Source organism: Tsukamurella soli, assembly GCF_039541155.1.
Taxonomy (GTDB): Bacteria; Actinomycetota; Actinomycetes; order Mycobacteriales; family Mycobacteriaceae; genus Tsukamurella; species Tsukamurella soli.
Genome location: NZ_BAABFR010000062.1, coordinates 1 through 23,495, shown reverse-complemented (window position 1 = coordinate 23,495; position 23,495 = coordinate 1). Strand labels below are relative to the sequence as shown.

The following is a 23,495-nucleotide window of genomic DNA, read 5'->3' as shown; positions in this document are numbered from 1 at the left end:
GCGAGCGGCGGGCAGCCCGTCGGGTTGTTAGGTTTGATCCCGGGTGTCACCTCGAAGGCCCGAGAGCGGGCAGCTGATCACTTATCGATCGCGTCGGGTTCGAGTGCGATGCCGCGGAGTTGCACCGAACGGACCATCGACGGACGGAGTGCGAGCGGTTGACCATCGAGGATGAGAAGAGCGACATGGTGGTGTGGGCGGCGTCGAAGCTCGCCGGCGTGGCGGAGGTCGTGGTCGAGGAGGTGGTCGCGCGCATCCCCTTCTACGCCGACACGAGCACCACCGTGCCGGTGCAGGAGCTGCGCAGGTCGGTGGAGACGTTCCTCCACATGGCGGTCGACGCCGTCGCGCGCGGGCAGGCAAACGGTGTGGACCTCGCCGAGGCCCGCGAGATCGCGGGCCGGCGGGCCCGCCAGGGTGCCCCGCTACCGGAGGTGCTGCAGGTCTACCGCATCGCCTTTCGCTCGTTGTGGAAGGCGATGCTCGACCACGAACGCCTGCTCTCGCAGGAGGCGCCCGCCGCGCTCCTCGATGCGGTGACGACGCTGGTGGACGTCATGGACCAGCACGCTGTGGCGTCGACCGATGCGTACCGCGAAGTCAGCGCGTCGATGCTGGTGTTCCAGTCCCGGCGCCGGTCGGCACTCGTCGAGGCGTTGCTCACCGGGCACCCGACCCCGGATTCGGGGCCGTGGGAGGCGGCGTCGCTGCTCGGTTTCCCACCCGGCGGTCGTCACGTGGTCGTCGTCGCCGATACACCGCGGGTCGCTGAGGAGGGGCTGCCGGAGGTGGAGGAGAGGCTCGCGGAGCGGGGTATTCCGTCGGGGTGGCGCTTGACGCCCGCGCAGCAGCTCGGCGTGATCGGACTCCGCGACGAGCCGGTGGACACGGTCGTGCGTGTGCTGGAGTCGATACCCGGTGCCCGGGCCGGGGTCAGTCCGGTCTCCGACAGCGTCGTCGACGCGCCCCGATCCGCTCGGCTGGCCCAGGCCGCGCTGCAGATGATCCCGGCGCTGCGGAGTGGTGTGCACGTCTTCAGTGCCAGTCCGCTCGCGGCGCTGGTCGTGTGTTCGCCCGACGAGGGGGTCAGGCTCGCCGCCCGGGTGCTCGGTCCCGTGCTGGCGCTGCCCGCGGACGACCGCACCCTGCTGATCGACACGTTGTGGGTCTACCTGGAGCAGTCGGGATCCGCGGACAACGCGGCGCCGTTCCTGTACTGCCACCCGAACACCGTGCGCTATCGCCTGCGCCGACTGCAGGACATGACCAGCCGGCACCTGTCGAGCCCGACAGATGTGGCCGAACTCACGGCAGCCGTCTATGCCCTCCGGCTGAACCCCGGCGGTGGCGCTGCGCGCACCGGCGGCGGTGCGGTGGGGGTGCGGCCGTGAGGCACCGATACCTCCGGGCCGCGCCGCGCGTCCAGGTGTGCCCGCGTCGTCTGTCGATCCGTACAAGGCTGTCTGGGGCGGCTGACAACGGCTCGCTTCGGCCCTCGTGATGGTCCTTTCGTGCGTTAACGTGTTGGGGCGACCTTACCCCGATCGAAGGGTGTGCCCCTGTGCCTCAGTCATCCGTCGAACCGTCCTCCTGGATCATCGACGCCGTGCACTCGTCGATCGAGTTCTCGGTGCGCCGCCTGATCGTGAGCAAGGTGCGCGGCTCGTTCGAGTCGTTCTCCGGGACCATCACCGTGGGCGACGACGGTGCCGCGAAGGTCACGGCCGAGGTCGACACGGGGTCGCTGACCACCCACAACGTCAACCGCGACGCCCACCTGCGCAGCGGGGACTTCCTCGACGTGGAGGACTACCCCACGGCCACCTTCGTGTCGACCTCGGTCCTCGCCGCCGGTGACCAGCGCTACACGCTCACCGGCGACCTCACGCTCCGCGGCGTCACCAAGCCGGTGACCCTGGACGTCACGTTGTTGGGCCGCAACGCCGGGATGGGCACCGAAGAGGTGATCGGCTTCGAGGCGACCGCCCAGATCACCCGCCAGGACTTCGGCATCACCATCGATGTTCCCCTGGAGACGGGGGACAAGGTCGTCGGTGACGTCGTGTCGCTGTCGCTCGACATATCGGCGACCCGCGAAGCGGCGCGGTAGCGAGCCCGCAATGAACGAACACGTCACCGAGTCGGCCGGGGTCACCGCGATCCTCGACGCCATCGCCACGCTGACAGGCGAACAGACCGCCCGTGCCGATCGCACCGATGACGCCGGGCCGCAGGTGCGGACGACCGCCGTCGCCCTGTTCACCGCCCTCTACGGGACTCGGGACCTCGTCGCGCTGAAGAAGGCGATAGCAGAGGCGATCGCGCCGCTGGAACTGGGCGGCACGTCGTCCGAGCACCTGTCCGTCCTCGCGGAGGACGCAGCCCTCGCCGCGCTGCTCCGGCAGCAGGATGCGGGTCAGGACGTCGTCGGCGCACTCACCACGCCGTGGCGGCGCGTCCTCGGCTGACGACGATGCACCCGGCGCGCCCTACCGGAGGACGCGTCCCGACCAGAGGAGATGCGCATGGTGGTCGCGTTCGAGATCCTGCTCGTCGTCGTATCAGTGGCGATAGCGGCCTTCGCCGGGCTGGTGATCTACCACCTGCTGTACGACGGGAACGAGTGACGAGCAGAGCGGGACTACGCCCCGTCGTCGGGTGCGATCTCGTCATAGGTTCCGCCGGGGCCGGGGACGACGTCCCCCGCGAGGTCGGCCCCGACGGACTCCTCTGCGGCGAGTTGCGCGTCGGTGTCGTCCTGCGCGGCCTCCTGCGGGGTCTCCGAGAGTGACGAGATCTCCGAAGCGTCCTCTGTACCGGTGTTCTGATCGGTGGCCATGCCCTCGAAGCTAGTCACGCCCAGGGGGTGCCCAGGGCCTCGAGGCGAGGGTTCATCGCGACGACCACCGAGATTTGTTCGCGCAGACAATGATGGCGTTCAGTGCGGCCTAGGGCCTAGGTGCGCTCCTGCTCCACGTTGGGTACGACCACCATCGGGATCTGCAGGACTCGAAGCATCTTCGCGGCCGTCGTGCTCAGGAACAGGCGACGGTACATCGCCAGCCGGGACGATCCGACCATGATGAGGTCGCCGTCCTGCCAATCGATGCCGGCAGCTGCGTCCTCGATCGTCGGGCCCTCGCCCACTTCGGTCGTGACGGGGAAGCCGGCCGGCAGCGCCGCCTCAGCGGCGGCGAGTAGCGCCTGCGTGTGTGCACGGGCACGGTTGTAGCGCACCTCGTCGGCATCCGGCAGGCTCACCGGGAGCGGGTCGAGCGCGATCAGCGACACGAGGCGCAGCGGCACCGGATCCGCCTCCCCGTCCTCGCCCCTCATGGTGGCACGCGCTGCCCGGACCGCGGTGTCGAGCAGGAGCCCTGCTCCTGAACGAGTCCCGATGGCACAGGTCACCTGGCGGATCCGCGCGGTGGTGGCGAGGCGCGCGCCGCGCGGGGCCAACGCCAGCGGAACCGGCGACGAATGCAGGAGCTCGGTCGTGACCGAGCCGATCGAATGGCGGCCCAGCAGGCCGTCGCGGGCGGCGCCGACCACGATCGCCTCGACGTCGAGTCGCTCCGCCAGGTCGATCAGACCCAGTGCGAACGACTCGTCGACCACGACATGGGTCGCCGTCGCGATGTCGTCCGGCACCGTGGCCGCCGCCTCGGTGAGCCACTCCTGCGCTGCCGTCGCCACGACGTCGTCATAGCCGGCGGCGTCACCGGGTGGCACGACGGTGGCTATGTCCAGGGACGCGCCGAGGGTGCGCGCCAGTCGGATGCCCAGCGCGACGCCGTCGGCGCCGCTGTCGGTGGCCAGATAGCCGACCAGGAGTCTCATCGTGCAGCCTCTCGTATTCGCCGATTCCAGCCGAACGCGGTGGGAGCTCCTGTGCGCGTGGTGGTCTCGTCTGGCCGGCCACCTCGACCGTACGGCGGCGCCGCACGCTGTGCGACCCGATCGCGCGAGCCGGTCGCGGGCGGCCTCACCGAGGAGTGGGGGTTCTGCACAGGGATGCGTATATGTGCCGATCCGTCCACAGGCGGGCCCGCCTGGCCCCGGCACCGTCGGCCCCGCGATGCACGATGAGCACACCCGCACGGAACGGACCGGCGGGCCACGGGGGACACGAGGGGGAGACATGGCGGCGGTACGGATCTTCGCGGCAGGCAAGGTGACCACGGACCTGCGGTTCACGCAGTCGGCGAAAGGACCGGACAACGATTTCCTGTCATTCGCGATGGCGCACAACAGTGGGCGCTACCAGGACGACGGGACCTGGGTGCAGACGAGCACCCTGTGGCTCAACGTGAAGGCGTTCGGGCGCCTGGCGCGCAACGCCCGCGGGGCCGTCGCGAAGGGCCGACCGGTGGTGGTGCACGGGGAGCTGCGGCACGAGCCGTACATCGGGGCGGACGGCCAGAAGCGCAACTCGCTCGAGCTGCACGCCGACGCCATCGGCCTCAATCTTCGGCACTGCACGGCCGAGTACATGGGTTTCGGCGAGCGCACCCGCGAGGCGCTCGTGGCCGCGCCACAGGTCACGCAGCCCGATGGTGCCGGCGACCCCTTCGGCGCGCCGCCGGACACCGTCGGCGACGCCGCGCAGCCCGACGGTGCCGGGAAGCCGCCGGCGGCGGTTGGAGCGGACGAACCGCCCTTCTGAGTGCGCTCTCAGGTGGTGCTCAGGTTGCATCGGGTAGAACCGCAGGGGCTGTCGATGCTCGAAGCGGCACGGCCGGGCGCCCGAGGAACATCGGGCGAGATGGACCGCGAGGAGGGTCGATGTCGAATCTGACGTGGCTGGAAGCAGGCGTCACCGGCCTGCTGCAGGGGGTCACCGAGCTTTTCCCGGTGTCGAGCCTGGGACACAGTGTGCTGATCCCGGCGCTGGTGGGCGGGTCGTGGAAGCGCGATCTGGACATGTCCGCCGACGGGGGGCAGTACCTGTCGTTCGTCGTGGCATTGCACGTCGCCACGGCGATCGGCCTGATCGCCTACTTCTGGCGCGACTGGGTGCGGCTGATCGGGGCGTTCTTCCAGACGGTGCGAACGCGTCGCGTGGAGACCGCGGATCAGCGGCTGATCTGGCTGGTGATCCTCGCGACGATCCCGGTCGGCCTCGTCGGGATGGCGGGCGACCACTTCATGCGCGCGCACCTGGCCAAGCCGTTCCCGACGGCGGCGCTGCTGATCGTGAACGGCTTCGTGCTGCTCACCATCGAGTACATCTCCGCGCGGCGTGCGGTGTCGCACGGCAGCCACCGTCGCGCCGAGGCGCCGGCGGAGGACGAGTACGTCGACGAGCGGATCAGCGGCCCGCTGTCCGACGAGCGGCTGGCCCGCCTGAGCGTCGGCGCCGCCGTTGCGATCGGCGCGGCGCAGATCCTGGCCTTGGCGCCAGGAATCTCCCGGTCGGGCGTCACCACCACGGCGGGACTGTTCAAGGGCCTGTCCCGCGAGGACGCCGCGCGGTTCGCGTTCCTGCTGGCGACCCCGGTGATCCTCGCGGCGGGGGTGCTCAAGCTGCCGTCGCTGTTCGCCGACGCCGGCGGCATCTGGCCGCAGGTGCTGTTCGGTGCGGTGCTGTCCGGCGTCGGCGCCTACGTGTCGGTGCGGTTCCTGACGCGGTACTTCGCCACCCGCACGTTGCGCCCGTTCGGGTTCTACTGCATCATCGCCGGCATCGTGTCGATCGTATGGCTGCTCGCCGTCGGGGCCTGACCGGCGCCCACCGATCGCCCGCGACAGTCGGGCCGTCGGCGACTTGCGGGCGGGCGCCGGTGGCACCGGCACCGTCGGTGAGCGTCCGGACGTTCGGTGGGGCGGCGCACCGTCGGTAAGCGCCTGAAAAGAATCGCTATCGGGCCGCGTGCACGGGACCTCGATCGTCGAGTGATCGCCTGGATAGCGGAGCGGCAGCACCCGCTACGTCGCCTGGTGGACCGACCGCTGTGGTGCCGCAAGAGACCGGTCGACGCAGCAGGAGAGTTCGGCGATGAGGATTCTGCGCTGGTGCTGCATGTCCAGGCAGCGCCGCACCTCGCTCATCGGCGCGGTCCAGGGATCGATCGACAGGATCTCGGCCCCGAGTAGTGCGATCTCGGCCCCGAGTACTGCGATCTCGTTCCCGATCGCCTGTCGCGTCCCCCAGGCGGAACCCTCGTGCTGCGCGGCCCGCTCACGTGCCGGCTTTCGCAGCAGCCACCTCATGCGAGTCTCCTCGTTCCGGGCACCTAGCGGTCGCTCGGCGGGTGTATCTGCCAGCACTTCGCGAAGCCGCTGAAGGCACCTCGGGAGTCGTTGTTCGCCTGTAGGACCTGCTGGTTCACGCTGTCCTGCTCGGCGTCGTCGCGCTGTCATCGCGGCGACCGTCCTCCCTGCGTCGCATGCCCACGTCCTTGCGTGCCGACCATACCCGAACAACCATGAGTTGGTAAAAAGTTACTAAAGACGCCTTACGTTGCCGGTCGTAGCCCTGCCGCGCCTGCGTCCTTCTCGAGGGCGACGCTGGCGGATCGGCCGGGGGGTGTGTCCGGCTCCGGTGGCGGGGGTGTGGGCGAGGCGTCGAGTGGTCGTGGCCCCCCGCTAGGCTGGACCCCGTGTCATGGCGCACTTGCCCGCCCTCCGGGATGGGGGTGGGCGCTGGCGCTGTTCGCGGAAGTGTCGCGGCGGGCGGAATGGTGACATTGACGATAAGGCTAACCTAATAAGCCCAGCTAGAAGGGGGTATTGTATGGCAGAGTTCATCTACACAATGAAGAAGGTGCGCAAGGCGCACGGTGACAAGGTGATCCTGGACGACGTCACCATGGCGTTCTACCCGGGTGCCAAGATCGGCGTCGTCGGTCCCAACGGGGCGGGCAAGTCGTCGATCCTCAAGATCATGGCGGGTCTCGACCAGCCCAGCAACGGCGAGGCGTTCATCGCCCCGGGGGCCACCGTCGGCATCCTGCTGCAGGAGCCGCCGCTGGACGACACCAAGACCGTACGGCAGAACGTCGAGGAGGGCCTCGGCGAGATCAAGGTCAAGCTCGACCGGTTCAACGAGATCGCCGAGCTGATGGCCACCGACTACAGCGACGAGCTCATGGAGGAGATGGGTCGGCTGCAGGAGGATCTCGACCACGCCGACGCGTGGGACATCGACTCCCAGCTGGAGCAGGCGATGGACGCACTCCGCTGCCCCCCGCCGGACGAGCCGGTGGTCAACCTGTCGGGCGGCGAGCGCCGCCGCGTGGCGCTGTGCAAGCTGCTCCTGAGCTCACCGGACCTGCTGCTGCTCGACGAGCCCACCAACCACCTGGACGCCGAGTCCGTGCTATGGCTCGAGCAGCACCTGGCGAACTATCCCGGCGCAGTGTTGGCCGTGACCCACGACCGGTACTTCCTCGACCATGTGGCGCAGTGGATCTGCGAGGTCGACCGCGGCCAGCTGCACCCGTACGAGGGCAACTACTCGACCTACCTGGAGAAGAAGGCCGAGCGCCTCGAGGTACAGGGTAAGAAGGACCAGAAGCTCCAGAAGCGCCTCAAGGAGGAGCTCGACTGGGTCCGGTCCGGTGCCAAGGCGCGGCAGACCAAGAACAAGGCGCGTCTGGCCCGGTACGACGAGATGGCGGCCGAGGCCGAGAAGCATCGCAAGTTGGACTTCGATGAGATCCAGATCCCCACGCCGCCGCGCCTGGGCAACGTGGTCGTCGAGGTGTCGCATCTGGACAAGGGGTTCGGGGAGCGGGTCCTGATCAAGGACCTGTCGTTCACGCTTCCGCGCAACGGCATCGTGGGCGTCATCGGCCCCAACGGCGTCGGCAAGACCACGCTGTTCAAGACGATCGTCGGACTCGAGCAGCCCAACTCCGGCGACGTCAAGGTGGGTGAGACCGTGAAGCTGAGCTACGTCGACCAGAACCGCGCGAACATCGACCCGAAGAAGACGGTCTTCCAGGTGGTGTCGGACGGGCTGGATCACATCACCGTCGGTCAGAACGAGATGCCGTCCCGGGCGTACGTGTCGGCGTTCGGCTTCAAGGGGCCGGATCAGCAGAAGCCGGCCGAGGTCCTGTCGGGCGGCGAGCGGAACCGGCTCAACCTCGCGCTCACCCTCAAGGAGGGAGGCAACCTGATCCTGCTCGACGAGCCGACCAACGACCTCGACGTGGAGACCCTGAGCTCGCTCGAGCACGCGCTGCAGGAGTTCCCCGGCTGCGCCGTGGTGATCTCCCACGATCGGTGGTTCCTCGACCGCACCTGCACGCATATCCTCGCGTGGGAAGGCAACGTCTCCGAGGGGCAGTGGTTCTGGTTCGAGGGCAACTTCGAGGCGTACGAGGCCAACAAGGTGGAGCGGCTCGGCGCCGACGCGGCGCGCCCGCATCGGGTTACCCACCGGAAACTTACGCGAGACTGATGACGTGCCGGGCGCCGGTGGCTAGTGTTGCGGAGGGGTTAACAGCCCCATTCCTGCAGCACAGGCCACCGCGCCCGGGCACCCTCCGCGGCGGAGGTCGGCGACTACGCCTCAAGAGGATGTGACCACGCGATGTCCGCGCGCACCGAGTCCGAATCCACCGGAGCCACCCTCGCCGGTGGCGCGCCGCAGTCCGGCACCAGCGGCGGCGAGCCCGCCCTGATCGAGGAGGTGTACCTCCGCGGCAGCGATCTGGCCGGAACCGAGTTCGGTGCGGCCGTCACGTCTGCGCACCTGTCCCTGGCGGCCCGCCGCGCACCCGGTCAGCTCCTGGTTCGGGCCTACCGGACCGACGATCCGGTGGGCCCCGCGCTCCAGGTGGTCGTCGACGACATGCCGCTGCTGGTCGCGACCGTGTCCGACGCCGCCCGCGAGTCCGGCGGCACCGTTGTCGACATCCTGCATCCGCTCCTCACGGTCACCCGCGCTGCGGACGGCGCGCTGGTGTCCGCGGGGCCGGACCGGCTCACCGACGCCGCCGCTCCCGACGGGGAGCTGCGCGAGTCCTGGATCCACGTCCGGCTCGGCGCCGACACCGACGCCCCCCTGCTGGACGCCGTCACCGCGGCCGTCACCGTCGCCCTCGAACGGGTCGCCCGCGTGCAGCAGGACGCGCAGTTGCTGGCGGCGCGGTTCGCGGCCGCCACGGCCCAGGCAGCGCACGAGCCGCTCGGCCAGGCCCCCGCCGACCTGATGACCTGGCTCGCGCAGGGCCACGGAAAACTGATCGGCCACCTGGGTACAGCGGTCGACGGGGACGGCGGCTCGCTCGGCGTCCTGCGGGTGCCGGCATTGGCCTCGCTGGCGCGGGACGCGGTCGCCGCCGCGGCACCCGCCACGCCCGGCGAGCTCGCGATCGTCGAGCTCGCGGACCCGCTCGGCATCGAGACCGCCGGTGCGCCGTTCCTGTTGCTGCTGCGACCCGCCGACAGTGGCGAGGTGGCATGCTTCGCGCTCGCGCTGACGGTGCTCGGCCAACACGCCAACGTGCTCGACATCCCGCTGGTGTCGGCCAAGGTCAGCGGGGTGTTCGCGGAGCTCGGGCTGACCCAGGCGAGTTTCACCGGACAGACTGTGCTCGAGTTCATCCAGACCTACCCCCGCCTCGACCTGCTGGTCGAGAGCGAGCCCACGCTGGCTCGCACGTTCGCGTCGCTGCGGGACCTGCGCACGAGCCACGACCTACGGTTGTTTCTGCACGAGGACCCGCTCGGCCGCTTCGTCACCGCGCTGGTCTACCTCCCGCGCGACCGCTACAACTCGCGGGCACGGGGGCGCCTGGCCACGGTGTTGGCGGAACAGACCGGCCTGCACGCCGACCGGTTCACGGCTCGCGTCACCGAATCCGCCACGGCCACGATCCAGTTCACGCTGATCCCGGACGGCGGGAATCCACTGCCCGCGCTGGGAGAGGCGGAGCAGGCTCGGCTCGAGGAACTGCTCGCCGTCACCAGCCGCACGTGGGACGAGGATCTGGCGGAGCTGGCGGGCGCGTCCGACGCGGACTCGGCGCTGCTGACACGGTACGCGGGCGGGATCTCGGCGAACTACAAGGAGGACATGAGCGCCCGGCGCGGTCTGGACGACCTCGCGCGGATCGACGCGCTGGGGCCCGGCGGTGTCGACCTCAACTTCTACGAGTCGGGCGATGGCCTCCGGTTCACGATGTACCTCGCGGGCGGTTCCGTCAGTCTGTCGAAGATCCTGCCGCTGCTGCAGTCGCTGGGTGTGGAGGTATTGGACGAGCGTCCCTACAGTCTCCATCGGCCCGACGGGATCGACTGCGCAGTATACGATTTCGGCCTGGGTATTCCACCATCACTGCAGCTTGCCACCCGGGCCGGCCTCGCCGGCGACGAAGCCGATGCGCGCGTCGGCGACCTGCGTCGCCTGGCCGCCGACGGACTCCTCGCGATGTGGGAGGGGCGTGCCGAGGTCGACAGCTTCAATGAGCTGATCCTCTCGGCGGGCCTGGACTGGCGACAGGTGGCGCTGCTGCGTGCAGTCGCGATGTATCTGCGGCAGTGCGGATTCGCCTACACGCGCGGACACATCGCGCAGGTGCTGCTGGCCCACCGCGCAGCGGCGACCACGCTCGTCGAGTTGTTCACCGCGACGTTCGACCCCGACCGCGTCACTCGTGAGCCGGGCGCGAGAACCGCCGATCCCTCGGCCGTCGCCGCCGCCACCGAGCGGATCGCGGCGCAACTCGCGGCCGTCACCAGTCTCGACAGCGACCGCGTGCTGCGTGCCTACCTGCACGTGGTGCAGGCGATGGTGCGCACCAACTACTTCCGGCGGGACGCCGACGGGTCGCCCCGCGCGGTGCTGTCGTTCAAGCTCGAGCCCGAGCAGATCCCCGAGGCGCCCAAGCCGCGGCCGCGGTTCGAGATCTTCGTGTATTCGCCGCGGGTCGAGGGTGTGCACCTGCGGTTCGGGATGGTCGCGCGCGGCGGCCTGCGCTGGTCCGATCGGCGTGAGGACTTCCGCACCGAGATCCTGGGCCTGGTCAAGGCGCAGGCGGTCAAGAACGCGGTGATCGTCCCCGTCGGCGCCAAGGGCGGGTTCGTGCTCAAGCGGCCGCCGGCCCCGACCGGCGACGCGGCCGCCGACCGCGACGCGCAGCGCGCCGAGGGCGTCGCCTGCTACCGATTGTTCATCGCGTCGTTGCTGGACGTCACCGACAACCTGGGCGCAGACGGGGCGGTGCTGCCGCCCGAGCGGGTGGTGCGGCTCGACGGCGACGACACGTACCTCGTGGTCGCCGCAGACAAGGGCACCGCGACGTTCTCGGATATCGCCAATGACGTGGCGCACGGCTATTCGTTCTGGCTGGGCGATGCATTCGCGTCCGGTGGCTCCGAGGGGTACGACCACAAGGCGATGGGCATCACCGCCCGCGGCGCGTGGGAGTCGGTCAAGATGCACTTCCGCGAGATGGGCCACGACACCCAGACCGAGGACTTCACAGTGGTCGGCGTCGGCGACATGAGCGGCGACGTGTTCGGCAACGGGATGCTGCTGTCCGAGCACATCCGCCTGGTGGCGGCGTTCGACCACCGGCACGTCTTCATCGACCCCACCCCGGACGCCGCGGCCGGATTCGCCGAGCGCGCACGGATGTTCGCGCTGCCGCGGTCGTCGTGGGCCGACTACGACACCAGCCTGATCAGCGCGGGTGGGGGCGTGTTCAGCCGGGAGCAGAAGTCGGTGATCATCACGCCGAACATGCGCGCTGCGCTCGGCATCGACGAGACGATCACCGAGATGAGCCCACCGGAGCTGATCCACGCCGTGCTGTTGGCCCCTGTCGACCTGCTCTGGAACGGCGGCATCGGCACCTACGTGAAGGCGTCCGCGGAATCCGATGCGGCGGTGGGCGATCGCGCCAACGACGCCATCCGTGTGGACGGCGACCAGCTGCGCGTCAAGGTGATCGGCGAGGGTGGCAACCTGGGCGTCACCGCGCTGGGCCGGATCGAGTTCGCTCGCGGCGGTGGCCGCGTGAACACGGACGCGATGGACAACTCGGCCGGCGTCGACTGCTCGGACCACGAGGTGAACATCAAGATCCTGGTGGACCGGCAGATATCCTCGGGCGCACTGGATCCCGCCGAGCGGCACGACCTGCTGGTGTCGATGACCGACGACGTCGCCGCGCTGGTGCTGGACGACAACGTGAGCCAGAACTCCGAGCTGAGCGTGTCGCGGACGCAGGCGCACGCCTTAGCGGAGGTGCACGGGCGGATGCTGCTGTGGCTGTCCACCCGCCACGGCGTCGACCTGAAGCTCGAGGCGCTGCCCACCCCGGCCGAGCTGGGGCGCCGCCGCGCGGCCGGCGGCGGGCTGACCTCGCCGGAACTGTGCAACCTGATGGCGCACGTCAAGCTGGTGCTCAAGGGTGAGCTGCTCGCCGGTGACCTACCGGACAGCGACGTGCTGGTGGGGCGACTGCTGTCGTACTTCCCGGCGGCGCTGCGTGACCGCGCGGGCGACGCGATCACCTCCCACCCGCTGCGCCGCGAGATCGTGGCCACGATGGTGGCCAACTCGGTGGTGGACGACGGTGGCCTCACCTACGCGTTCCGGCTCGAGGAGGAGACCGGGGCCCGCGCCGAGGACGCCGTCCGCGCGTTCGTCGCGGCGACTGAGATCTTCGACCTGCACGCGCTGTGGGCGGGAATCAAGGCCCTTGGGGTGTCGTCGCAGACCGAGAACGCGCTGCTTGTGGAGAGCCGCCGGATCCTCGATCGCGCCGCGCGGTGGCTACTGGCCAACCGGCCCCAGCCCATCGCGATCGGCGCCGAGGTGAGCCGTTACTCCGACCCCGTGCGCGAGTTGATCCGCAAGATGCCGACGTTCGATATCGAGCTCGACGAGCGCGATCGCGCCGGGATCGAGGCGGCGGTGGCCGACGGGGTACCCCGGGACCTGGCGTACCGCGTGTACTCGATGCTCAACCGCTTCAGCATGCTCGACATCGCCGACATCGCCGACATCACCGACCGGCAGTTCGACGAGACCGGCGAGCTGTACTTCGCGCTGCAGCGCCGGCTGCACATCATCGAGATCCTCGCCGCGGTCACGGAACTGCCGCGGGAGGGCCGATGGGGCGAGATGGCCCGTCTGGCGCTGCGCGACGACGTGTACGGCGCGGTGCGGCGGCTCGCCGTGGTGGTCCTGGAGATGACCGATCCCGAGGACACCACCGACGAGAAGATCGCTGAGTGGGAGGCGCGCAACGCCAATCGGCTCGGGCGCGTGCGCGGGCTGCTCACCGAGATCCTGGACCAGGCGATCGAGAACGAGTCCAGCCTGTCGGTGGCGACCCGCGCGCTGCGATCGCTCATCCGGTAGGTCACCGGGCCCGGTATCGAGTCGGGCGGCGCGACTAGTGTCTACGCCGTGGAACTCGATACCGGGCACAGCTTCACTGCGGTGGGGATCAGGGGGCGGCGTACGCCTCGTGGCCTCGTGGTACCTGTCGACGTCCGCTGGTCGGATATGGACGCCTACCAGCACATCAACAACGCGCGGATGGTGACCCTTCTCGAGGAGGCGCGCATCCCGTTGCTGTTCGCCCCCGACGCACCCACCAAGCCGCTGGAGGCGGGCCTGCTGGTCGCGCGGCTCGAGGTCGACTACAAGGGCCAACTGCGGCACCAGGACTCGCCGCTCCAGGTGACGCTGTCGACCGCCCGGGTGCGCGCGGCGGACTTCGTCGTCCAGCACGAGGTGCGTGGTGTGGACGACGACCCCGATGCGGCCCCGGCAGTGCTCGCCACCGTCCGGCTGGCTGCGTTCGACGTCGAGAATCAGCGGGTGCACCGCCTCTCAGCCGAGCAGCGCGCATATCTGAAGGACTTCCAGCCGGAGCCGGCCCCCGCGTGAGCGAGCGATACCTGCGCATCGACGGGTCCGGCCGCGGCGACCTGACAGCGTTCCTGGGCCGACTGCTGCGGACCGACGAGTCCGCGGTCGTGCGGGTGCGCCGCCGCACGCCTGACGCGGTGGAGGTTTGGGGGACAACGGGTTTCGGCGTGCTCGTGGTGCGGGTGCTGCCCGGCACCGTCGCCCCGGACTCGCTGGTGGCCTCCGGGGGGACGCTGCACGAGTCGCTCCGCGCGGGGGACGCCGAGCTCGACACCGGCTACGCGATGGACTCCGCGTGGCGTGGCGCGTTGCCGCCCGCGGACGGCTTCCTACTGGTCGACACCGTCCCGGCGGCGGTGCTCCGCGGGATCGCGGAGCGTGGCGCGGAGATGGGACGCGAGGTGTCCGGCCCGGCGGGCCCGCCACCGTCGTTGCTCGCCTCGCACGTCCTGCATGTGGACGACGGTGCCGGGCTCAGCGTCGACATCGAGCTGCGGACCGCCTTCGCGCTCGAGGCGATGGGGTTCGCCGGCGACGGCGCCGACGAGCCGGTCCGCGTGCGCGCGACCGCAACCTGGCTGCGCCTCGACGCGCGATTCGGCTCGCTGTATCAGCGCGCCGTCACCGGTCCGCGGCTGCTGGTCTGAGCTCGTGCGCCGGGCGCACTTCCCGCGGCCGGAAAGGTGCCGGTGCGGCGGGCCGGCCGCGGAAGCGCATTCTGGCCGCGTGAGCCGGCCGCCGGCTGCTCATCCGGAGCAGGCCTCGAACAGGCTCACACCAGCCAGCAGGCGGTGTCCGGCGCCAGCCTTCCGTCGACCAGCGGCGCGCTGGACAGCAGCAGCTCACCGCCGGGCAGCGCGACGGCCTCGTCCGACGCGTTGAGCACGCAGGTCAGACGCCCGCCGATCCGTCGGAACGCCAGGCAGCCGACCGGTGCGCCGTACCACTCGACCGTGTCGCCGCGGAACTCCGGGCGCGTCTTCCGCAGCTCGATCGCCGTGCGGTACAGCGTCACCGTCGAGCTCAGGTCCTCGAGCTCCGCCTCGGCCGTCAGGTCGGCCCAATCGCCGGGCATCGGCAGCCAGGTGTCGGGGTTCTCCGAGAACCCGTACGCCGGTGTGGTGCCCTCCCACGGCAGCGGTACCCGGCAGCCGTCGCGGCCGCGCTCGGTGTGCCCCGATCGCTTCCACACGGGATCCGTGAGCGCCTCGTCCGGCAGGTCGACGTTGGGAAGTCCCAGCTCGGCGCCGTTGTAGATGAACGTCGTGCCGGGCAGCGCCAGCTCGACGAGCAGCATCGCCCGGGCCCGGGCAAGACCGACCTCGGGCGTCGCACCGGCGTCCACGCCGTACCGCGTGACCTCCCGCTCGACGTCGTGGTTCGACAGCGTCCACGTGGCGACACCGTTCACCGACTCGACCGCCGAGAGCGAGTTCTCGATCGCCTCGCGGAACTCGGTGGCCCCCCACTTCGCCTCCGCCAGGCGGAAGTTGAACCCGAGGTGGAGCTCGTCGGGGCGGATGTACTCGGCGAACTTCTCGTTGTCGCGCACCCACACCTCGCCGACGGTGACCCGGCCTGGGTATTCGTCCATCACGGCGCGCAGCCGCCGGTGGATCGCGTGCACGCCGGCATTGTTGAACCGCAGATCGTCGTCGTCGTTGACCAGCAACTCGTTGTGGGTGATCTCCATGTCCGGCAGACCCTCGGGCTTCGCCATACCGTGCGCCACGTCGATCCGGAAGCCGTCCACGCCGCGGTCCAACCAGAACCGCAGGGTCTTCGCGAGGTCCTCGAAGACCTCCTCGTCGTCCCAGTTCAGATCGGGTTGCTCGGGCGCGAACAGGTGCAGGTACCACTGGCCGGGCGTGCCGTCGGGCTCCGTGATCCGGTGCCAGGCGGGACCGCCGAACACGCTGGGCCAGTTGTTGGGCGGCTCGGCACCATCGGGCCCGCGGCCATCGCGGAAGATGTATCGCACCCGTTCTCGGCTGCCGGGCGCGGCCTGCAGCGCGGCCTGAAACCACGGGTGCTGGTCGGACGTGTGGTTGGGCACCAGGTCCATCGTCACCCGCATGTCGCGGCTGTGTGCCTCGGCGAGCAGCTCGTCCATGTCCGCGAGGGTGCCGAACAACGGGTCGATGTCCCGCGGGTCCGCCACGTCGTAGCCGTGGTCGGCCATCGGCGAGACCATGACCGGCGAGAGCCACAACGCGTCGACGCCCAACAGCTCGAGGTACCCCAGGCGGGAGGTGATCCCGCCCAGGTCACCGACGCCGTCGCCGTTCGAGTCCGCGAACGACCGCGGGTAGACCTGATAGAAGATCGCGTCCCGCCACCACGGCTTCGACTCGGCCATCACACTCCCTGTTCTCGACACGTTCTGCTGCTGGGCGGCACGGTGCGTCGCCGCCCGGACCTCACAGTGCGGCGTTCACCATGGACTGCGCCGCCATCTCACAGTAGGCGGTCAGCTCCGCGCGGTGCGCGGCATCCAGGCGGTCGTCGCCGATCGACGCGATGGCGATGTGCATGCACCGCAACCACGCGTCCCGCTCGACGGGGGTGATCCGGAACGGTATGTGCCGCATACGCAGCCGCGGATGCCCGCGCAGTTCGGAGTAGGTGCGCGGGCCGCCCCAGTACTGCTCGAAGAACATGCGCAGCCGGTGCTCCGCGGGACCGAGGTCCTCCTCGGGGTACAGCGGGCGGAGCAACTCGTCCGTCGCCACCTCCTGGTAGAACCGGTGGATCAGGTCACCGAACGTGTCGGCGCCGCCGACCTCGTCGTAGAACGTGCTCACGCCGCCAGTCTCCCACCCGTTGACCTGGCACGACGACCAGGGGCGGTGTCCAGACATAGTGGTAAAATCCAGCCATGGCTCAGGGTGCGTTCAGCCGCCGGCGCCCGCGCGAGTCCGACGGTACGTCCCCCTCGGAGCTGGCGGTGTTCGAGGCCACCGAGCGGTTGCTGTCCGAGACCTCCCTGCAGTCGCTCACCGTCGCCCAGATAATCGAGCGTGCCAAGCTGTCGCGCGCGAACTTCTACCACTACTTCGCGAACAAGTACAGCGTCCTCGTGGCCATGCTGGGCCGGCTGTTCGAGGAGTCCTACTCCGACGACGCGCCGTGGAACGCGGCGGATCCGACCGGAGCCCGCGCGATAGGTGACCGCCTCGACCACACGCTCGGGATGTGGTCCAAGCACGGCGCGGTGATCTGCGCCGTCGTCGAGCACATGCACAGCCGGCCGGTGGTCGCGGAGGCGTGGCAGTTCACCTCCGCCCGGTTCGTCGCCGCGATCCGCGAGCAGATCGTGTACGAGCGGGAGAGCGGGGGCGCCCCCGACGGCCCCGCACCCGCTCTGCTTGCGGCGATGCTGGTATCCGGCGCCGAGCGCGCCTTCTACGTGAGTGCGCGGGGCCTCGATCCGCTGCTGAAGTCCCCGACCGACGTCGTCGAGCCACTCGTCGCACTCGCCGAGGCGGCCGTCCTCGGTTCACGCGGCCGCCGCGCGCCGAACGGTCTGGTGTCCGGCGCCGTGGGAGGCTCGCTCGCCCGGGTGCCCGCGAGCGGGACCGCGCCGGCCGCCGCACGGCTCGGACCGCAGGCGGACGGCGTCGACTCCGACACGTCGCGTGGGATCCTCGGCGCGATGGCCGCCCTGCTGGAGGCGTCACCGCTCGCCGAGATCAGCGTCGCCAGGATACTCGACCGCGCCGGTACCTCGCGTGCGTCGTTCTACTTCTACTTCCGGAGCAAGGAGGACGCGTTCGTCGCCCTCTTCCGATCGGTCGCCGACGTCCTCGTGGACGCCGTCGCGAGCCTTGCGTGCATCGATGTCACCGACGAGGCGGCGTTCATCGCGGCGGTCCGAGGCCGGCGCATCGCCGACGTGCTCAGCGGCGCGGTCATCCGTAATGCCGTGCACGTGTGGCCCCGGCTGCCGGAGCTGCGCACCGCGTACCTGCAGGCGCTCTCCCGCATGGCGGACGTTTTCACCACCCTCGTCGAGGCTGCGCGCGCCGAGCGGCAGGCCACCGTCGCCCCGGGCTCGGTCTCTGCTGCTCTCCAGGTCACCCCGATCGTCGACGAGCCACCCGCGGCCCCGTACGCCGCGACGCTCGTGTGGACCATCGAGCGGACGGTGGCGGGCGCCTTCGCGGGCGAGGCGTACCTGAGCGACCTCGACGCCGTCGTCGACGTGGCGCCGCGGGTGCTCTACGCCGCGCTGTTCGCCACCCGCTGACCCCGGCTCCGGGAACGTCCCAGCGGCGTCGTTGTCGCCGGCGCTACACAGTGTTCACGTGTGCGTAGAGCGTGTTGCCGCAGAATTGGCGTGCAAGTGGCCGTCCGTCGTGGTGCACTACTTAGGGCGCCCGGGGCAGCCGGGCGCGATGGATCAGTGCCCGGGAGTGATCGGGCGCCCGACGACGGGTTGGTGATGATGAACCGGACGACCGGAGCCGGCACCGCCACGGTGACCGCCATCGACAGCCACGTCGACACGCGCAATGTCTGGGGCAAGCACCGGGTGCTGCTGCTGAATGCGACATACGAGCCACTCACCGCGATATCCATGCGGAGGGCGATAGTCCTCATGCTCAGGGATAGGGCCGATGTGGTCCACGACGATCCGAACGGTCCGCTGGTGCATTCAGCGGACCGTTCGCTGTCTGTGCCGTCGGTGATCCGGCTGCGGACGTACGTGCGGGTGCCGTACCGGGCGACGGTACCGATGACGCGGGCTGCGCTGATGCACCGCGACCGGTTCCGCTGCGGGTACTGCGGTGGCAAGGCCGACACCATCGATCACGTGCAACCGCGGTCTCGTGGCGGCGGTCATTCGTGGGAGAACTGTGTCGCGTGCTGCGCCTCGTGTAACCACCGGAAGGCGGATCGCCTGCTGTCCGAACTGGGCTGGAAGCTGCGGGTCGAACCGCGTGCCCCGCAGGGTCGGCATTGGCGCCTGCTGTCGACGATCAAAGACGTGCACCCGACCTGGTGCCAGTATCTCGATATGGGTGCGGCATAGGCTAAGTTAGGTGCACTGGGTCGACTACACGCGGTAGGAGACCGAGGGTTGACCCGGTCGAGCGGTCGGGCGAGTCCGAGCGAGAAAGGGCGAGTGGGTGAGCGCACTCAACATCGTCGGGACGATCGTGGTGGTGGTGACCATTCTGGTGGTCATCGCGGTCGTCGTCTCGATGGCCACTGGGCGTAACCAGAAGTACAAGCAGCCCGGCGAGTACCGGCTGGGTGACCCGTGGACGCGGGACCCTCTGCTGTTCAGTGCGGTCGACGAGGCGCCCATCGCGCCTCACGGCGAGCATCTCGACGCCGACGCGAACCTGATCGGAGGTGCCGCTCGTGGCAAGTGGTGATCATCAGACCGTAGCGATTCCCGCCGGCTCGCTGCCTATGGGTTCGGCGATCACGTCGAGCGGGCGGATCTCCGCGGCGCGTCGCCCGGAGTCCGAGCCCGTCCTCCCGCCCTTCCGCCGCGACGAGCTGGTCGCGCTCGATGAGGCCCTGATCCGTGCCACCCGCGACGCGGGCGCCCGATTCTCGGTATACATCGGCGACCTCGGCACGGACGCCTTCGCGGGCGCCGAGGCCGTGCTGCACAGCGTGCCGGAGCCCGAGTACGCCGTGTTGATCGCCGTGTCGCCCAACACCAAGGACATCGTGGTGCTGACCGGGACCAAGGTCGAGTACAAGCTGGGCGACAAGGTCGCTCAGTTGGGCGTGACCGCCGCGATCCCGCCGTTCCAGCGTGGCGAGCTGATCGACGGCCTCATCGCCGCCCTCCGCGTCATGTCCGCGGCTGTGAAGCCGCCCACGGCGTAGATCCACCGAATCGACGTCGAAGCCCGCCCGGATTCCGTCCGGGCGGGCTTCGACGTCTCTTGGCCGTGCCGGGGGCTAATGTCCAGGGAATGGCGAGGGGCGAGTCGGCTGGGCAGTGCGAGGCGGGCGACCGGGGTGACGGTGCGGGGGTTGTGGTGGGCGAGCCGACGGCCGCCGTCGAGCCGGAGCCGACGGGCGACGGCCGGCCGGACGGGCAGGCCCGACGCGTGGTGCGGGTAGGCCCGGCGCGGAAGGCGCGGGCGGAGATGACGGCCGCGGAGCGCGCCGCGAGCAGATGGTGGCAACGGAACTACACCTGCACCGGCACGGCAGTCGGGTTGGTGCTCCTGTGGCTGTCCCTGACGCCGTCGCTGCTGCCGCGTGGCCCACTGTTCCAGGGGCTCGTCAGCGGCAGCGCGGGGGCGATCGGCTACGGCCTCGGGGTGTTCGCGGTGTGGCTCGTGCAGTACCTGCGTTCGAAGGATTCGACGCCCCCGCCGCCGCACACGGCCTGGATGATCGTGTTCGTGGCCGGGCTGATCGGCACCGTCGGCATGATCGTGTGGTTCGACCGTTGGCAGCGCGAGGTGCGGGACCTGATGGGCGTCCCGCACCTCGTGTGGCACGACTATCCGCTGATCGCAGCACTCAGCCTGGTGGTTCTGTTCGCGCTGGTGGAGCTCGCGCGGGGACTTCGGGCCCTGGTGCTGCTGATCATCCGGCAGCTCGAGCGCGTGGCCCCGCCCCGTCTGTCGGGCGTGGTCGCCGTCGCGGTGGTGGTGGCGGTAGGGATCGCCCTGATCAACGGCGTCGTCGTGCGGGTCGCCATGTCGGTGCTGAACAGCACGTTCTCGGCCGCGAACAACGAGGAGCAGCCCGATCAGGCCGCCCCGACATCGTCGGTCCTCTCGGGTGGCCCGGGCTCCCTCGCGAGCTGGGCGTCGTTGGGCCGCGAGGGCAGGGTGTTCGTGTCGTCGTCGACGACGGTGGCGAAACTGACCGCGTTCAATGGCGCACCGGCCGTGGCGCCGATCCGGGCGTACGCGGGGCTGGGTTCCGTGCCGTCCGGGACCCCGAACCGGCTCGGCGCGATCGCCGACCTCGCGGTCCGGGAACTCGTGCGCGCGGGCGGGCTGAAACGCAAGGTGATCGCGGTGGCCACGACGACCGGCACCGGGTGGATCAACGAGGCCGAGGCCGACGCGCTGGAGTACATGTACAACGGAGACACGGCGATCGTCAGCATGCAGTACTCGTATCTGCCCAGTTGGCTGTCGTTCCTGGTCGACAAGGAGAACGCCCGGCAGGCAGGCCAGGACCTGTTCGAGGCCGTGTCGGCGCGGGTGCGAGCGCTGCCCGAGGGACAGCGGCCCAAGCTGGTGGTGTTCGGCGAGAGCCTCGGCTCGTTCGGAGGTGAGGCGCCCTTCCTGTCCGCGAACAACATCATCGCCCGCACCGATGGTGCCCTCTTCTCCGGGCCGACGTTCAACAACACCATGTGGCGGTCGATCACGGCGAATCGCGATCCCGGATCGCCGGAGCGACTTCCGGTGTATCAGCAGGGCCGCAACGTGCGGTTCGCCGCGACCGGGGCCGACCTCAGTCGGCCGGCCGCCCCGTGGGGGTACCCGCGGATCGTCTACCTGCAGCACCCGTCCGACCCGATCGGGTGGTGGAACGTGAATCTGCTGTTCCGCGAGCCGGACTGGCTGCGGGAACCACGCGGGGCGGACGTGCTGTCGAGCGTCCACTGGATCCCGATCGTCACGTTCCTCCAGGTCTCGGCCGACATGGCAGTCGCCGCGAACGTGCCAGACGGTCACGGGCACCACTACGTGGCCGCCGTCGCCGACGCATGGGCGGCGATCCTCGACCCGCCCGGCTGGACGCCCGAGAAGACCGCCCGGCTGCGTCCGCTACTCAACGACCAGGGGTAGCTCTTCGTGGCGTCGCCGCGGTGCGCGCGTATCCGCTCGGTGATACGTACGGGCCGGCTCCCGCCAAACCCCCGCGCGGGGCGTCGTCCCCTGCCACGATGATCGGCGGGGCGCGGTTTCCGCCGGCCGCGGGTTCGGCACGCCGAAGGATGGTGACACGAAGATGGGACTGCGTGACGTCTACGACGCGGTCGAGCGAGCGGTGACCCCGCGCGTGGAGGCCGCTGTGCGGTCCGACGAGCTCGCCGAGGCGAGCAAGGCCGTCGTCAAGGTGCGGCGTGCGATCGGCTCGCGCATCGACGGGGTCAACGCCGGACTGCTGCATCTCGTGAACATCCCTGCGGCGTCGGATATCCGGCGGCTCCGGCGCCAGCTGGGCGAGATGGACTTCGAGCTGCGACAGCTGCGCATGGAGCTGGCGGCGCGCGATGCGGAGCGCAGGCGCGACGACGACCGGCGCCGCCTGACCGAGGGGGACGACGGTGCCCGCGATTCCTGACGCCGGCGGCATCGTCGAGCGGATCCGCCGTGAGGTCGAGCGCAACGCGCTGCGCGCACGCAACGGCATCAAGATGGCCGCCGGGCTCTCGGCGCCGCGGCTGGGTGCCAGCCCGAAGGACACGGTGTGGCGGAACGGGCGTGCGCAGCTGTTCCACTACCGCACCGACGACGTCCGGCGCAGGCCGCCGCTGCTGATCGTCTTCAGCCTGATCAGCCGCAGCTACATCGTGGACCTGACGCCGGGAAACAGCTTCATCGAGCACCTGCAGGCGGCGGGGTTCGACGTGTACCTGCTGGACTGGGGTGAACCCGATTCGCGGGACGCGCAGAACGACCTGGAGTACTACGTCGACGGCGCGATCCCGGCCGCCATCCGCGAGGTGCGTCGGACCTCGGGCGCCGAGAAGATCAACCTCCTCGGCTACTGCTTCGGTGGCGTGCTCACATTGCTGCACACCGCGCACAACCCGGACACCCCGATCCGCAGCCTCACCGTGGTCGCCTGCCCGGTGGATCTACAGCACATGGAGATGGTCGAGATCGCCCTGGGCGACTCGCAGGTCGACCTCGACGCGGTGCTCGACGAGGAGGGCAACGTCCCGGCGTCCGTGGTGTACAACGCCTTCCGCGCGCTGCGCCCGGTCGCCGAGGTGACCGGCTACGTGGATCTGCTCGAGAAGCTGTGGAACGACGACTACGTCGCGGCCTACCAGGCGATGCAGGGATGGGGCACCGACCACATCCCGCTGCCGGGCGCGGTGGCGCGCCAGATGGTCGACATGCTGTATCGGGACAACGCTCTGATGACCGACCGCATCGTGCTCGGCGGCGACCGCGTCCACCTGAGCGATATCACGGTCCCGTTCATGTCCGTGCTGGGTAAGAGGGACCACATCGTCCCCGAGGCCGCGGCCGCGCCGGTGCTCGACCTGGTGGGCTCGCGCGACAAGACCGACCTCCGGCTCGCCGGGGGCCACATCGGGCTCGTCGTCGGGCGCACCGCGGCGAAGACCACGATCCCGACCATCATCGAATTCCTCGAGAAGCAGAGCGAGCCTGTCCCATGACGACGATCCGCCCCCTGGCCGCGACGGACGCCGACGGCCTCGTCGACCTGTTCGCGTCGCTGTCCGAATCCGACCGGACCCTGATCCGCGAGGATCTGCACGACCCGTCGCAGGTGACGCGGCTGCTCGCGCACCCCGAGCTGCGGTGGGTCGCGGTGGGCGACGACGGTGCGGTGGTGGGTTATTCGGCCGTCAACCGGCTGCCCGGCTGGTCCGACCACGTCGGCGAGCTGCGGCTGGTGGTGCGCCCGGCGGGCCGCGGCGGCGGCGTCGGGCGCGCCCTCGTGCGGGCGGCCC

22 protein-coding genes are annotated in these 23,495 nt (G+C 70.0%); 17 read left to right on the top strand and 5 right to left on the bottom strand.

Annotated features, from left to right (window positions below; translation table 11 throughout):
* Positions 1 to 158: 158 nt before the first annotated feature.
* The 3 genes from ABD908_RS17605 (at position 159) to ABD908_RS17595 (ending at position 2,468) form a co-directional block, all read left to right on the top strand.
* Positions 159 to 1,391, top strand: coding sequence for a PucR family transcriptional regulator (locus ABD908_RS17605; RefSeq protein WP_344998306.1), 1,233 nt, complete (start codon positions 159 to 161; stop codon positions 1,389 to 1,391).
* Between the two features lie 170 nt (positions 1,392 to 1,561).
* On the top strand, positions 1,562 to 2,110 hold the full coding sequence (locus ABD908_RS17600) for a YceI family protein (protein ID WP_344998304.1): 549 nt from the start codon (positions 1,562 to 1,564) through the stop codon (positions 2,108 to 2,110).
* A 10-nt stretch (positions 2,111 to 2,120) separates the two neighbouring features.
* Positions 2,121 to 2,468 (top strand): hypothetical protein, encoded by a 348-nt coding sequence (locus ABD908_RS17595; protein WP_344998302.1) that lies wholly within the window; start codon positions 2,121 to 2,123, stop codon positions 2,466 to 2,468.
* A 173-nt stretch (positions 2,469 to 2,641) separates the two neighbouring features.
* Here the strand turns inward: ABD908_RS17595 and ABD908_RS17590 are convergent, their stop codons facing one another.
* Both ABD908_RS17590 and ABD908_RS17585 read right to left on the bottom strand, forming a co-directional pair.
* Entirely contained in the window at positions 2,642 to 2,839 is a 198-nt protein-coding gene (locus tag ABD908_RS17590) for a hypothetical protein (protein ID WP_344998300.1), read from the bottom strand.
* 116 nt (positions 2,840 to 2,955) lie between these two features.
* The gene (locus ABD908_RS17585; RefSeq protein ID WP_344998298.1) at positions 2,956 to 3,840 is read right to left on the bottom strand and encodes a universal stress protein; all 885 of its coding nucleotides are present in this window, start codon (positions 3,838 to 3,840) and stop codon (positions 2,956 to 2,958) included.
* A 301-nt stretch (positions 3,841 to 4,141) separates the two neighbouring features.
* Between ABD908_RS17585 and ABD908_RS17580 the strand changes: the two genes are divergently transcribed.
* Together ABD908_RS17580 and ABD908_RS17575 are read left to right on the top strand one after the other, a co-directional pair.
* Positions 4,142 to 4,666, top strand: a complete 525-nt coding sequence (locus tag ABD908_RS17580) for a single-stranded DNA-binding protein (protein WP_344998296.1) — start codon at positions 4,142 to 4,144, stop codon at positions 4,664 to 4,666.
* A gap of 119 nt (positions 4,667 to 4,785) precedes the next feature.
* Positions 4,786 to 5,724 carry an undecaprenyl-diphosphate phosphatase gene (locus ABD908_RS17575; protein ID WP_344998294.1) on the top strand — a complete coding sequence of 313 codons (939 nt, stop codon included), beginning with the start codon at positions 4,786 to 4,788 and terminating at the stop codon, positions 5,722 to 5,724.
* Between the two features lie 204 nt (positions 5,725 to 5,928).
* Here the strand turns inward: ABD908_RS17575 and ABD908_RS17570 are convergent, their stop codons facing one another.
* A complete protein-coding gene (locus tag ABD908_RS17570; RefSeq protein ID WP_344998292.1) occupies positions 5,929 to 6,213 on the bottom strand; it encodes a hypothetical protein in 285 nt (94 codons plus the stop codon).
* A gap of 523 nt (positions 6,214 to 6,736) precedes the next feature.
* On the opposite strand from ABD908_RS17570, the gene ettA reads away from it, so the two are divergent.
* The 4 genes from ettA (at position 6,737) to ABD908_RS17550 (ending at position 14,490) form a co-directional block, all read left to right on the top strand.
* On the top strand, positions 6,737 to 8,410 hold the full coding sequence (gene ettA / locus ABD908_RS17565) for an energy-dependent translational throttle protein EttA (RefSeq protein ID WP_344998290.1): 1,674 nt from the start codon (positions 6,737 to 6,739) through the stop codon (positions 8,408 to 8,410).
* A gap of 132 nt (positions 8,411 to 8,542) precedes the next feature.
* A complete protein-coding gene (locus tag ABD908_RS17560; RefSeq protein ID WP_344998288.1) occupies positions 8,543 to 13,327 on the top strand; it encodes an NAD-glutamate dehydrogenase in 4,785 nt (1,594 codons plus the stop codon).
* Positions 13,328 to 13,375: 48 nt separating this feature from the next.
* Entirely contained in the window at positions 13,376 to 13,861 is a 486-nt protein-coding gene (locus ABD908_RS17555; RefSeq protein ID WP_344998286.1) for an acyl-CoA thioesterase, read from the top strand.
* A complete protein-coding gene (locus ABD908_RS17550; RefSeq protein WP_344998284.1) occupies positions 13,858 to 14,490 on the top strand; it encodes a DUF8185 domain-containing protein in 633 nt (210 codons plus the stop codon). The genes ABD908_RS17555 and ABD908_RS17550 overlap by 4 nt, the downstream gene beginning before the upstream one ends.
* Before the next feature lie 125 nt (positions 14,491 to 14,615).
* On the opposite strand, the gene ABD908_RS17545 is transcribed toward ABD908_RS17550, so the two are convergent.
* Together ABD908_RS17545 and ABD908_RS17540 are read right to left on the bottom strand one after the other, a co-directional pair.
* The gene (locus ABD908_RS17545; RefSeq protein ID WP_344998282.1) at positions 14,616 to 16,202 is read right to left on the bottom strand and encodes a glycoside hydrolase family 13 protein; all 1,587 of its coding nucleotides are present in this window, start codon (positions 16,200 to 16,202) and stop codon (positions 14,616 to 14,618) included.
* A 61-nt stretch (positions 16,203 to 16,263) separates the two neighbouring features.
* Positions 16,264 to 16,647, bottom strand: a complete 384-nt coding sequence (locus ABD908_RS17540) for a globin (RefSeq protein ID WP_344998280.1) — start codon at positions 16,645 to 16,647, stop codon at positions 16,264 to 16,266.
* 74 nt (positions 16,648 to 16,721) lie between these two features.
* On the opposite strand from ABD908_RS17540, the gene ABD908_RS17535 reads away from it, so the two are divergent.
* From ABD908_RS17535 to ABD908_RS17500, 8 genes are all read left to right on the top strand, one after another.
* On the top strand, positions 16,722 to 18,092 hold the full coding sequence (locus tag ABD908_RS17535; protein WP_344998278.1) for a TetR/AcrR family transcriptional regulator: 1,371 nt from the start codon (positions 16,722 to 16,724) through the stop codon (positions 18,090 to 18,092).
* Positions 18,093 to 18,290: 198 nt separating this feature from the next.
* Positions 18,291 to 18,878 carry an HNH endonuclease gene (locus ABD908_RS17530; protein WP_344998317.1) on the top strand — a complete coding sequence of 196 codons (588 nt, stop codon included), beginning with the start codon at positions 18,291 to 18,293 and terminating at the stop codon, positions 18,876 to 18,878.
* Between the two features lie 97 nt (positions 18,879 to 18,975).
* Positions 18,976 to 19,227: an aa3-type cytochrome oxidase subunit CtaJ gene (ctaJ, locus tag ABD908_RS17525; RefSeq protein ID WP_344998276.1), complete on the top strand. Its 252-nt coding sequence runs from the start codon at positions 18,976 to 18,978 to the stop codon at positions 19,225 to 19,227.
* Complete coding sequence (locus tag ABD908_RS17520; protein ID WP_344998274.1) at positions 19,214 to 19,693, top strand: DUF5130 family protein; 480 nt, start codon at positions 19,214 to 19,216, stop codon at positions 19,691 to 19,693. The genes ctaJ and ABD908_RS17520 overlap by 14 nt, the downstream gene beginning before the upstream one ends.
* A gap of 155 nt (positions 19,694 to 19,848) precedes the next feature.
* A complete protein-coding gene (locus ABD908_RS17515; RefSeq protein ID WP_385924712.1) occupies positions 19,849 to 21,630 on the top strand; it encodes an alpha/beta hydrolase in 1,782 nt (593 codons plus the stop codon).
* Positions 21,631 to 21,793: 163 nt separating this feature from the next.
* Positions 21,794 to 22,129 (top strand): hypothetical protein, encoded by a 336-nt coding sequence (locus ABD908_RS17510; protein ID WP_344998272.1) that lies wholly within the window; start codon positions 21,794 to 21,796, stop codon positions 22,127 to 22,129.
* A complete protein-coding gene (locus tag ABD908_RS17505; RefSeq protein ID WP_344998270.1) occupies positions 22,113 to 23,198 on the top strand; it encodes an alpha/beta fold hydrolase in 1,086 nt (361 codons plus the stop codon). Before ABD908_RS17510 ends, ABD908_RS17505 begins: the two co-directional genes overlap by 17 nt.
* Positions 23,195 to 23,495, top strand: a 301-nt coding sequence (locus tag ABD908_RS17500; protein ID WP_344998268.1) for a GNAT family N-acetyltransferase, incomplete at its 3' end; no start/stop codon positions are given. The genes ABD908_RS17505 and ABD908_RS17500, both read left to right, overlap by 4 nt.